The organism is Lentibacter algarum (assembly GCF_018860975.1).
Classification (GTDB): Bacteria; Pseudomonadota; Alphaproteobacteria; order Rhodobacterales; family Rhodobacteraceae; genus Lentibacter; species Lentibacter algarum_A.
Genome location: NZ_JAHKQI010000007.1, coordinates 1 through 11,631, shown reverse-complemented (window position 1 = coordinate 11,631; position 11,631 = coordinate 1). Strand labels below are relative to the sequence as shown.

Here is an 11,631-nt window from a genome sequence, read left to right as displayed (position 1 = left end):
ACACAGACCGGTCACGATCGTAACGGACAAGGCCCACTCATATCGACGGGTAATCCGCGAGATCAATCACCACTATGATCCAGATTTTGACAGCATCCTGCATATCGATAGAAAGTGGCAAAACAACCTGATCGAGAGCGACCACGCCTGAATGAAACGCCTACTAGGATACCGCCAAAGTTTCCGATCTTTGCGAACAGCCAAGGCGACGCTCAGCGGCATCGAGACCATCCGAACAATCAAACGCGGCCACATCCATCAAATACAACCAGGTGTCAAAGGGGAGATCCAGTTTATCGGCCAACTGTTCGAAGCTCCATGACCAACCACATCCACCCAACAACAAACTGACCTAAGCCGTATAACGCAACAGTCCCGACTGTTTCAGAGCAGTTTGCCGCGTGCTGTCACGGGCCAAACTGTTTCGACGACGCCGTTGCGAACGCCGATGAGATAATCGTGCAGATTGCAGGTTGGATCGCAGTGACCGGGGATCAAGCGTATCCTGTCGTGCAAATCCAGCACGCCTTTTGGATCGTCGATCATGCCGTGTTCGTCATTGCATGCGACATAACGTGCCCCGTCTGCGTCAAACAAAAGGGGCAGACCGGAATCAACCGCGTGGCTTTTGTGGCCCGCGTCGCAGATCACCGTTCCGCTGCGCGCCGCTGACATTATGGTGCTGGCCACAAACAGCGCATTTTCAAAGGGCACGGCAGGTTGATCGTCCTGGGTTCGAACGCCCATGTAGGCGGCATCCATGAAGCAATAGGTGCCGGCCTGAAGCTCGGTATAAATGCCCGATGCGGCCTCCATCTCAAACGTCCCTGTGCCCGCGCCACTGATAATCGCGCAGTCCAATCCACGGGTTTTGATGTCCGCAATGGTGGCTTTTACTTTGTCGAGCATCTCAGCAAAGGCGGCTTCGCGTTTGGCTGCTTGGGGGAAGTGTTGGGCGGGCCCATGGTAGGCTTGCAGCCCGTCAAACCGCAGGTTTTGGGCGGCATCAATACCGCTGGCGATCCGGCCTGCAGCGGCACCGGGATTGGCCCCGCAACGGCCCGCGCCCACGTCAATTTCGACAAGGCAGCCCAGCGTGACATCATGTGTTTGCGCCGAAGTGGACAAATCTTTGACGTTACGCAGATCATCTACACAGACCCGAAGGGTTGCGCGTTTGGCCAGCTGCATCAGGCGATCAATCTTGGCGGGCGCGACGATCTGGTTTGATATAAGAATATCATCGATGCCTTCGTTGACCAGCGCTTCGGCCTCGGACACCTTCTGGCAACAGAACCCATGCGCGCCGCCGATTTTCATTTGTTGATGCGCGACACCAGCAGATTTATGCGCCTTTGCATGGGCACGCAGGGCGACGCCGTGCGCTTTGGCAATGTCACGCATCTTGCGCAGGTTTCTTTCAAACGCATCTAGATTAATGACCAGCGCAGGCGTTTCGACATCCGCCTCGGCCATGCCGATTTGGGCAGGCACTTCATACCCCAGCCTTGGTTTATTCACGCTCACCATCCTATCACCCTCGGAAGCCAAAGAACCAGCTCATCAAACATAAAGACCAACGCCACCACCAAAAGCTGAATCAGGATGAAAGGGATAACGCCTTTGTAGACATCCCACATCTCAATTTCTTTGGGGGCGACGCCTTGTAAGAAGAACAGCGACCAACCAAACGGCGGGGTTAGGAAAGAGGTTTGCAGGATCACTGCGATCAGCATCGACAGCCAGACCATATCGACGCCCTGCGCGTAAAAGAACGGCAACATGATCGGCAGCGCGATGTAGCTGATTTCGATCCATTCCATGAAGAAGCCAAGCACGAAGATGATCAAAAGCAAAAACAAGATGGCCCCTGTCAATTCACCTGGCACACCGTCAAACAGTCCTTTGACGAAATGCTCTCCACCCAAACCGCGAAACGCAAGGGAAAACACCTGACTTGCCAGCAGAATGAAAAATATCATGCTGGAGATAATCAGCGTGGTTTTGGTTGCCGCACGCACAAGTTCATAATTCAAACGACCATAGATCGCGGCGATCACCAGCGCACCCGCAGCCCCGATTGAAGCAGCTTCGGTCGGGGCGGCAACGCCCCCGATGATAGAGCCAAGGACGAAAACCACGAGAACAGCGGGCGGAACGACCACCAAAAACAGTTTCTTGATCAACTGCATCGGGCTGGTCTCGGCTCGTTCGGCGGCGTTGATCGCGGGGACAGCAGTGGGGTTAATCACGGCGAGGAGAAGGAGGTAGCCCACAAACAATACAGCCAGCAGCATGCCCGGAACGACAGCCGCCGCAAACAATGTACCAACAGACAGACCGACGATGTCGGCCATTAGGATCAACACCAGACTAGGCGGGATGATTTGACCCAATGTGCCGGACGCGCAGATCAAACCGCACGACAGGCTTTTGGAATATCCGCGCGACAGCAGAACCGGAAGTGTGAGCAGGGTTAGCGTCACAATCGTTGCGCCGACAATGCCCGTCGCCGCGCCAAGGATCACACCACACAAAACGATCGCAATGCCCAGCCCGCCACGAAGACCGCCCATGGCAAGGCCGATGACAGTTAGCAAATCTTCAGCGATGCGGGACTTTTCAAGGGCGACGCCCATGAACACAAAAAGCGGAATGGCGACGAATTCATATTTGGTCATCACGCCATAAATGCGGTGCGGGATCAAGCTGAACAATTTGCCCTCAAGGCCCATAAATCCAAACACAAACCCAGCTGTGGCAATGGCCACCGCCACGGGAAAGCCTGCAATCAACAGGGCAAAGAACGTCCCCAACATCAATAAGATATGGTAATCCATCAGCCCGCCGCCCCTTCGCGATTTATCAAGATGTCAGTTTTGCGCACGATTTCTGCAAAGGCCTGGAGGGCGAGGCTGATAAACCCGACAAGGATCATCGCCTTTAACGCATAGCGCATCGGCAAACCGCCGGGATCAGCAGAGCCTTCGCGGCCCGACCAAGATTGCAGGATATAAGGCACAGCATAATAGCAGATCAAAATAGCGATCACGAACGTTGCAATCGCGGCCGCGAGATCAATTGCGGCTTTGGTCTTCGGACCCGCGGGTTTGTAAATCATATCAACGCGAACGTGCTGCCCCTGTTGATAGGTATAGGCCATGCCCAAGGTCGCAACGCCCGCCAGCAGATGCCATTCCAGTTCTTGGGTCCACACCGTGCCAGTCCCGAAAAAGTAGCGCACCAGCACATTTGAAGCGACGACAAAGATGACGCCAAGAACGCAAGCCATTGCGACCTTCCCAAGGAAGGTCACAATGATTTCGCATAGATCAGCGAGTTTCAGAAAAATCTGCAAACCCATCACCCTCGCACGCGCGCGTGCCACTGGCCTTCGCTGATATCGGTCCACGCGTCGTGTTTCGCCTTGAAGTCAAAGTAGTGGTCACGAACACGCGCAAACAATGGATCGCCTGCCCCCAATTCCTCAAGCACACCGGGCGCAGCCGCGCGCAAACCTTCAAGAATTTCGTCGGACAACGTGCGCAACTGCGTACCTTCGTTCTCGACAAGATCTTTAAGGGCCTCGCCATTCACGGCCTCGGACCATGCCTGTGACCTAACGTTGGTCGACGCACAGGCATTGCGCACGATATGCTGCAAATCCTCTGGCAAGGTTTCCCATGCCGCTTTGTTGACCGCGAATTCCACCACGTTGTTCGGCTCGGACCAACCGGTGGTGTAGTAATACGTCGCAGCGTTATGCAGCCCGAGGATCTTGTCCTGTGCGGGACCAACCCATTCGGCGGCTTGGATAACGCCACGCTCAAGTGCCGGAAAAATCTCGGCTGGGGGCAGCAGCTTCACGTCGACGCCGACGGCGGCGTAGATGCGGCTGGACAGCCCCGGAATGCGCATTTGAAGCCCTTGCAGGTCTGCAAGCGTGTTGACTTCTTCCTTGAACCAGCCAGTCATCTGAACGCCGGTGTTGCCACACGGAAAGGGCACCATGCCGACATCCGCATAGAGCTCCTGCCAAAGTTCCAGGCCGCCGCCTTCGTACATCCACGCGTTCTGGCCTTGATAGTTCATGCCAAACGGCACGCCGCCAAAGAACTGCGCCCACGGGCGTTTGCCCGCACCAAAATAGGACACCCAGCCGTTGCATTCCACGATACCGGCCTGCGCCGCATCGAACCCTTCAAACGCGGGGACAAGTTCGCCGCCATGGAACACTTCGATGTTGAGCCGCCCGCCTGACATGGCACGAATGCGGTCAGTCAGGTCCGTCAGGCTTCCCGGTCCGACCGAATACATCGGCAGGCTGGGTGGATAGGCTGTCGTCATTTTCCAGTTAAATGTCTCTTGTGCGCGTGCGACATTTGGGGCGGCCAAGGCAACCCCGCCAAGCGCGACGGCACCTCCGGTTATTATCTGTCTTCTGTTCATTTTATGTCCTTTCTGTTGGGTTAAGGTCTTATTAGTAAGACTCGTTCTTCGTAGAGTTCGGCGATGGAAATGAGGTGCAGGTCTTGGCCAATGCCCCCGACAAGCTGGATCGCACCCTTCAACCCGCTGTCATGCGGCGCGGTGGGCATTGTGATGCACGGCACGTTAAGAAGTGACCAAGCGCGATTTACGTAAGGATCGCCTGTTCCGTCTTGCATCAATGGCGGCAAGGTGCGCGCAGACGGGGATGCGATGACATCTACGGTTTCGAACAGGTCCGCGATCCATGCACGGCCAGCTTCGCCAATTTGGCAGGCCGCGGCATATTGTGCGTCGCTCAACTTTGCGCCCGCCTCGCAATACGCTGTAAGCTGGTCAGAAATCAGGTCAGCGTGATTGCGCAGTTCTGGCGCGAGAGAGCGGGCGACCTCGCATTGCATAAGGTCGCTTTGCGTCGCGATCAGATCGTGAATTCGCCGCCCATCCCCCAGATCGACAATGACATCGCCGGTGGCTGTCACGGTGTCCCGTAGCGCGCGCATTGCATTTCTGGTTGCGCTGTCAGCATCGGACCACGTGTCATCAGCGAAAAATCCGACGCGATTGGGGCCTGTGTTGCTGCGGCCTGTGGCGGGAAGGTCTGCAATCACCGCGGCTAAATCATGTGCGCCTGTAACTGAACGGGCAAAAACACCGATCCTGTCGAGGGTGGGGGAGACGACCTTTAACCCGTCGCGGCTAACCAGCCCCATGGACGGCAGAAAGCCGACGACGCCACAAAACGCGGCAGGTCGAATGACCGATCCTGCGGTTTGCGTGCCAATCGCATGGCTGACCAACCCCGCACCCACTGCCGCCGCTGATCCGCTGGAGGATCCTCCTGGGGTATAGGCCGGGTTTTGAGGGTTTGTTGTCGGGCCGGGTTTGAAGGTTGCAAATTCGGTCGTGACGGTTTTGCCGACCACCGTAGCACCAGCGGCTTGCGCGCGTTTTACCGCATCTGCCGTTTGGGTCGCGATACGATCCGCATAAATGGGCGAGCCGTAAGAGGTCGGCATTCCTTGGACGTCAAACAAGTCTTTTACTGCCAGTGTACATCCTGCGAGCGGTAGGTCCGTTTCGGTGGGTTCGGATCGCTCGGGCGCGATAAAAACAAATGCCCTCAGCGTTGCCTCCGTTGCTTCGAAATCCGGGTTTTCTGGGCTACTTTTCAACTTTTGCCTCGCTGTCGACAGTGTTGCGACGGGCCATATGTGCCCATCAATAATGAGACTAAATATTATATATTATATTGTATCAAGCAATTTTCTTGAATAGTTTCACGCAGAATGGCAATGATGCCTTCTTGGGCACCTAAACCGATGAAAGAGGAGAATTTACGCATGTCGCGAACCCATGACCTAGGCGGTCTGCCCGCTGGCAAGATTGATCAGACAGAACATGAGCCGACATTCTTCGACAAACGTGTGGATGCTTTGTATGCTTTGCTGACTGGCCCAAAGGCGAATGCTTTTACGATGGACGAAGTGCGAAGAACCGTGGAGAGTTTTTCAGAAGCCGACTATTTCGGACTGAGCTATTATGAGAGATGGCTGAAGGCGATGTCGCTTTTGCTAATTGAAAAGGGCTACGTTGAAGACGGGACATTTGATATCCCGCAGGCAAAAAGTTGAGAGTTTCAATGCAAAACCCAGGCTGCCAACCCAAGTTTCACGTCGGGCAACAGGTTATGATCAAGGATGACGCTGCGTTGGGCCATTGCCGCACACCGCAATATGTCCGTGGTGCTGCGGGTCGGATCACGTCGTCAATTGGCCATTTTCGAAATCCAGAAGACCTCGCCTATGGCGGCTCTGGTTTGCCGGCCTCGCCACTTTACTGGGTTGAAATCAAGCTGTCCGATATCTGGACATCCTATTCCGAGGACGCCACCGACAGCCTGTTGGTCGAGGTGTTCGAACATTGGTTGACCCATTCCCCCACACATTCCGACAAGAGAAACTGACCCATGCCCCACGATCACCCCCACGACCACCCCGTCTCGCGCGATCATAGCGAACCACGTCCTGCTTTCGCGGCCCTACTGGATCAAGTTCTGAAAGTGCTTGATGACAAAGATATTCTGACGACCGCGCAGGTCACAGCACAAATCGAAGATATGGATGGTCGCACCCCGACCGAGGGCGCCAAGATTATCGCGCGGTGTTGGGATGATCCCGACTATCTTGATCTGGCGCGCACTGATTTACAGGCCGCCGCTGGGCAGGTGGGTATCGCGATGCCCGCATATCCGAAATTTGTGCTTCTTGATAATACGGGTGACGTGCACCACGTCGTCGTCTGCACATTGTGTTCGTGCTATCCACGTCCCATCCTCGGCCCGCCGCCGGTTTGGTACAAATCGCGCAATTACCGCGCACGTGTCGTTGTGGAACCCCGTGATGTTCTGGCCGAATTCGGAACAACTGTGCCGCAGGACAAAAAGCTGCAAGTTGTCGATAGCACCGCGGATTGTCGTTATCTGGTCTTGCCCGAGCGCCCCGCAGGATCCGATGGCATGACACAAGAGCAGCTGGCAGGACTTGTGACCCGCGACAGCATGATTGGCGTGACTCGGTTGAACGTGCCTGTCACATGAGTGTTCCAACGGCACAACCATCTGGTTTTACCAAGGAATCGACGGCAAGTCGCATATCCCAGATCATCCGCTCACGCATTTTGGAGGGGTCGTATCCGGCTGGTATGCAGCTGCGCCAGACCGAACTGGCAAACGAGCTTAACGTCAGCCCCATTCCGGTTCGCGAAGCATTGCAGCGGTTAAGTTTCGAAGGCATGGTCGAACAGATCGCAAATCGCGGCGCATTCGTTGCCAGCATCGGTGTCGATGATTTCAAGAACATTTGGGTGCTTCGCCGCAATCTTGAGGTTATGGCCGTTCAGCAAGCGATGGAAAACCCGGTCAGCGAAGCAGCTGTGCAGGCCAAAGAGATTATCAAACAGGCAGCCAACGAGACCGACAATATGGTGCTTGTCGATCTAAACTGGAAATTTCACCTGTGCCTCTACAAGCCCTGTGGCAATGATATCCTTCTGGATTTCATCAACGGCCTCTATCGAAAAGCCGATCGATATTCCTGTATGCTCTGGACAACAGTTGATTACGGGCGACAAGCCCAGCTTGAGCATTCCGCGATCGTCGAGCACTATGAGGCTGGCGATACCGCGCAAGCGGCGCAACAAATATTGCACCACATTGACGAGGTGGAACGGATGGTCATGTCGGTCCTTGGGTCAAGGCTTTCCCTCGGTTCTTAAGTTGCCCACAGCCTCCGAACGGGACTGTTGCGTTATTCGGCTTAGGTCAGTTTGTTGTTGGGTGGATGTGGTTGGTCATGGAGCTTCGAACAGTTGGCCGATAAACTGGATCTCCCCTTTGACACCTGGTTGTATTTGATGGATGTGGCCGCGTTTGATTGTTCGGATGGTCTCGATGCCGCTGAGCGTCGCCTTGGCTGTTCGCAAAGGTCGGAAACTTTGGCGGTATCCCAGTAGGCGTTTCATCGAGGCGTGGTCGCTCTCGATCAGGTTGTTTTGCCACTTTCTATCGATGTGCAGGATGCTGTCAAAATCTGGATCATAGTGGTGATTGATCTCGCGGATTACCCGTCGATATGAGTGGGCCTTGTCCGTTACGATCGTGACCGGTCTGTGTAGCCGGGCGCGCTCAATCGCCCTGTTCAGAAAGGCTTTGGCCGCTTTCGCATCCCGCCTTGCGGTGAGCCGGAAGTCGACCATTTGCCCGTTTGCATCGATCGCACGCCACAGATAGCGCCACTTACCGCCGACGCGGATATAGGTCTCGTCAACGTGCCAATCGACGCTGGCCCGGCGCAGGTACTTTTCCGTTCGTTTGGTGATCTCTGGCCCAAACTTGATCACCCATCGATACACGGTCGACCGATCAACGGTGATCCCGCGTTCTGCGAGCAGATCCACCACGTCCTGATAGGATAGCGGAAACCGCAAATACCAACGGACAGCGCACAGAATGATCGCATGCGGAAAGCGATGGTGTTTGAACTGCGATTTGCGTCGCATGCTCGACCTCAAAAACCAAAACTTGCCGCGCGCAGGCGATTAATCCAACAGTCCCCTTTCGATTAAGGTTTTTCAGGCCGTGGCCTCTGGTCTTGCTATGGTTCCTGACCGCCGCGTGACTTTGTCTGACAGCGGAAACTTTCCCACAGATCTCTACATGGTTGAGGGGCTGATGAACCTAAAGGACAAAGGCTACGAATTGCGTATCCCCGAACCTGAAGATGTCGTGGCAGGGATTACCGAGGACGTCGCCGTCGTTATGCTGACCGAAGTGGATTATCGCACAGGTCGCAAGCACGACATGAAAGCCGTTATCTAAAAGGCCCACTCGGTTGGAGCTGTTGTCGTCTGGGACTTGGCTCACTCCATAGGTGCGGTCCCTGTTGATCTGGCAGGCGCAGACGTCGATTTCGCTGTCGGTTGCACCTATAAATACCTCAATGCGGGCCCCGGCGCGCCAGCGTTCATATATGTCGCCCCGCGTTTAATCGACACCGTCGAGCCTGCGTTGTCCGGCTGGTATGCTCATGAGGCACCATTCGCCTTTGACACCGACTTCCGCCCGATGCCCGGCAAAATTGATCGTATGCGGATCGGAACGCCATCGATCGCAAGTTTCTCGCTGCTCAGCGTTGCGCTGGATGCATGGGATGATGTCAACATGGATGATCTGCGCGCCCGTTCAATCGAGCTATCGGAACTGTTCATCCGCGAAGTCGAAGCTCGATGCCCTGGCGTAACTTTCGCAGGTCCCCGCAATCCAGAAGAGCGCGGCAGCCATGTCTCATTCCGCTTCGAAAACGGGTATCCGTGCATGCAGGCCCTGATCGAACGCAAAGTGATCGGCGATTTCCGCGCACCAGACATCATGCGGTTTGGGATCACGCCCTTGTTCATTGATGAAACCGACATCCTTAAGGCCGTAGAAATTCTTGAAGAGATTCTGAAAAATGAGACGTGGAAAGAAGATCGTTTCCAAGTTCGTTCGGCAGTGACCTGACCCATGGGCAACGCGACCCCACAATGGCGCGGGATGGATGATCAGACCCGCGCCGATGCGTACTCTCCTAGCAAAGCTTTGCCAGATGGCGACCTGACGCCGTTCATTCAGCGCTATATCGACGAAAGTGCAAAAGCCTACAGCGCGCATCCAGAGTTCCAAACGCTCCGCTATGGGCCAAAGCCGGCCAATACATTGGACATAGTCATGCCAACGGCAAGCGGCCCCGTGCCACTGCACGTCTTCATTCATGGCGGGTATTGGCAGCAACTCTCTAAACAGGACTCGTTCTTTGCGGCCACCCAAACCTTGGCGCAAGGTTATGGGTATGCGGCCATCGATTACACCCTCACACCTGATGCCCGCATCAGCAAAATCGTGGCGGAATGCGTCAGGGCGATAACTCTGCTGATGGACAACGCCGCCAACCTAGGCGTCGACCCCAAGCGCATTGTTCTGTCTGGTAGCTCGGCTGGTGCGCAACTGGCAGCCATGTGCTGCTTGGAGCTGCCGGCAGATAAGCAACCGTGCGGCGTTGTACTTCTATCGGGTGTCTACGAATTGGAGCCCCTTCTTGGAACCTATGTGAACGATGCCGTTGGAATGGATTTAGCCGAGGCAAAACGTAACAGCCCTGCCTTACACGACCTTGGCGATTTTCCAAAAACAGTAGTCGCATGGGGTGTTCAAGAAACTCAGGAATTCAAACGCCAAAGCCGATATTTCGCTTCGCTCCTGCAGTCGGCAAAGCGACCTGTTGAAACCCTTGAAGTGGATGCACGCAACCACTTCGATATTGTCTTTGATCTCGCAAATGACAGCAAACTCGGACGGCACACCTCCGCCCTCATGAAAGGATAGACCAGAAATGCCACGTTTTAAGCCCGTGTTCCCTGACCTTATTGATGCAAGCCAAGTTAACACTTCGCTTGACCCGCGCCCCATGGGTAAGACAACCAACGAAAGCCGTGAGGCAACGGTCAAAGAAACCGGTGGCACGCCTTTGGTTGAATACGCTGGTAACGCCAATCCTTACATCGACTACCAGAGCATCGACATACTCTTGTCCCTGCAACACCCGCGCAGCGATGGGTATGACGAGATGGGCTTTTTCGTCATGGGTCAGGTCAAAGAGCTGCTTTTCAGGGGCCTACACTTTGAACTGTTCAATGCCCGTGAACTAATCAAACAAGACAAATTCGAGGACGCGCTGACGATCATGGTTCGGGCCGGAAAATATGTCGATTACATCGCCGACTCTTGGAACGTGCTGTCGACCATCACGACCGAAGGCTTCAATCAGTTCCGTGACCACCTTTCGACAGCCTCTGGGCAGCTTTCCTTCATGTACCGCCATGTGGAATTCATACTGGGGAACAAATCAAAACGCCTGGCAACAGCGCATAAAAACGTTCCTCACGTTTGGCCGGCGATGAAAGAAGCGTTGGAATCCCCCGGACTTTACGACGAAGTCATTAAGGCCCTTCATCGTGCTGGCCATGATATTGACAGCGACGCGCTAGATCACGATTGGTCCGAACCCTACGCCTCGAACGCTTCCGTCCGCGCGGCATGGCTCAAAGTATATGAAAAACCTTATTCTGATAATGTCGAATACAGGTTGGCAGAAGCCTTGGTTGGAATAGATGAAAAGATTTCGTTTTATCGCTGGCGCCACTATACCTCTGTCCACAAAATCATCGAATACAAGCCCGGCACTGGTGGCTCCGCTGGGGTGGGTTGGCTGCAGCATGTCACCGAACACAGGTTATTCCCTGAGCTTTGGGAAATCCGCACTGAAATGTAGATCGCAAGCCACCAAAGCGCTCTCTTGGGCGCTTTGGCAGTCAGATGACATTCGTTCACGCGCTTCTTTAGCTACCAAATAGTGAGGTCATAGCCGCCGATTTCGTCGTGTCTGGCTTTCGCGTGAAAAGGGTAGCTAAACGCTTTGAAAGGGACTGTTGGATTAATCGCCTGCGCGCGGCAAGTTTTGGTTTTTGAGGTCGAGCATGCGACGCAAATCTCAGTTCAAACACCATCGCTTTCCGCATGCGATCATTCTGTGCGCCGTCCGTTGGTAT

General features: G+C 54.8%; 12 protein-coding genes and 2 pseudogenes. 8 read left to right on the top strand and 6 right to left on the bottom strand.

Features of this window, described 5'->3' with window-relative positions; translation table 11 throughout:
• Positions 1 to 322, top strand: a pseudogene (locus tag KO498_RS18465) (DDE-type integrase/transposase/recombinase); the annotation flags it as partial.
• 62 nt (positions 323 to 384) lie between these two features.
• Here the strand turns inward: KO498_RS18465 and KO498_RS09345 are convergent.
• The 5 genes from KO498_RS09345 to KO498_RS09325 form a co-directional block, all read right to left on the bottom strand.
• Positions 385 to 1,530, bottom strand: a complete 1,146-nt coding sequence (locus tag KO498_RS09345) for a DSD1 family PLP-dependent enzyme (RefSeq protein ID WP_215959645.1) — start codon at positions 1,528 to 1,530, stop codon at positions 385 to 387.
• Positions 1,524 to 2,840, bottom strand: a complete 1,317-nt coding sequence (locus KO498_RS09340; protein ID WP_215959644.1) for a TRAP transporter large permease — start codon at positions 2,838 to 2,840, stop codon at positions 1,524 to 1,526. Before KO498_RS09340 ends, KO498_RS09345 begins: the two co-directional genes overlap by 7 nt.
• Positions 2,840 to 3,292: a TRAP transporter small permease subunit gene (locus KO498_RS09335; RefSeq protein WP_215959643.1), complete on the bottom strand. Its 453-nt coding sequence runs from the start codon at positions 3,290 to 3,292 to the stop codon at positions 2,840 to 2,842. Before KO498_RS09335 ends, KO498_RS09340 begins: the two co-directional genes overlap by 1 nt.
• 71 nt (positions 3,293 to 3,363) lie before the next feature.
• Positions 3,364 to 4,449, bottom strand: a complete 1,086-nt coding sequence (locus KO498_RS09330; RefSeq protein ID WP_215959642.1) for a TRAP transporter substrate-binding protein — start codon at positions 4,447 to 4,449, stop codon at positions 3,364 to 3,366.
• Between the two features lie 20 nt (positions 4,450 to 4,469).
• A complete protein-coding gene (locus tag KO498_RS09325; protein ID WP_215959641.1) occupies positions 4,470 to 5,663 on the bottom strand; it encodes an amidase in 1,194 nt (397 codons plus the stop codon).
• A gap of 168 nt (positions 5,664 to 5,831) precedes the next feature.
• Here KO498_RS09325 and KO498_RS09320 point away from each other — a divergent pair, with 168 nt between their 5' ends.
• Genes KO498_RS09320 through KO498_RS09305 form a run of 4 tightly spaced genes read left to right on the top strand, consistent with a single transcriptional unit; the run spans position 5,832 to position 7,764 of the window.
• Positions 5,832 to 6,122 carry an SH3-like domain-containing protein gene (locus KO498_RS09320; protein ID WP_215959640.1) on the top strand — a complete coding sequence of 97 codons (291 nt, stop codon included), beginning with the start codon at positions 5,832 to 5,834 and terminating at the stop codon, positions 6,120 to 6,122.
• An 8-nt stretch (positions 6,123 to 6,130) separates the two neighbouring features.
• Positions 6,131 to 6,454: an SH3-like domain-containing protein gene (locus KO498_RS09315; RefSeq protein WP_215959639.1), complete on the top strand. Its 324-nt coding sequence runs from the start codon at positions 6,131 to 6,133 to the stop codon at positions 6,452 to 6,454.
• A gap of 3 nt (positions 6,455 to 6,457) precedes the next feature.
• Positions 6,458 to 7,087, top strand: a complete 630-nt coding sequence (locus KO498_RS09310; RefSeq protein ID WP_215959638.1) for a nitrile hydratase subunit alpha — start codon at positions 6,458 to 6,460, stop codon at positions 7,085 to 7,087.
• Positions 7,084 to 7,764, top strand: a complete 681-nt coding sequence (locus tag KO498_RS09305; RefSeq protein WP_215959637.1) for a GntR family transcriptional regulator — start codon at positions 7,084 to 7,086, stop codon at positions 7,762 to 7,764. Before KO498_RS09310 ends, KO498_RS09305 begins: the two co-directional genes overlap by 4 nt.
• 75 nt (positions 7,765 to 7,839) lie before the next feature.
• Here KO498_RS09305 and KO498_RS09300 read toward each other — a convergent pair whose 3' ends face one another.
• Entirely contained in the window at positions 7,840 to 8,547 is a 708-nt protein-coding gene (locus KO498_RS09300; RefSeq protein WP_215959636.1) for an IS6 family transposase, read from the bottom strand.
• A 55-nt stretch (positions 8,548 to 8,602) separates the two neighbouring features.
• Between KO498_RS09300 and KO498_RS09295 the strand changes: the two are divergent.
• The 3 genes and pseudogenes from KO498_RS09295 to KO498_RS09285 form a co-directional block, all read left to right on the top strand.
• Positions 8,603 to 9,547: pseudogene (locus tag KO498_RS09295) on the top strand (aminotransferase class V-fold PLP-dependent enzyme); the annotation flags it as partial.
• Positions 9,548 to 9,550: 3 nt separating this feature from the next.
• A complete protein-coding gene (locus tag KO498_RS09290; RefSeq protein WP_215959635.1) occupies positions 9,551 to 10,408 on the top strand; it encodes an alpha/beta hydrolase in 858 nt (285 codons plus the stop codon).
• 7 nt (positions 10,409 to 10,415) lie between these two features.
• Positions 10,416 to 11,354 (top strand): tryptophan 2,3-dioxygenase, encoded by a 939-nt coding sequence (locus tag KO498_RS09285; RefSeq protein ID WP_215959634.1) that lies wholly within the window; start codon positions 10,416 to 10,418, stop codon positions 11,352 to 11,354.
• Positions 11,355 to 11,631 lie beyond the last annotated feature (277 nt).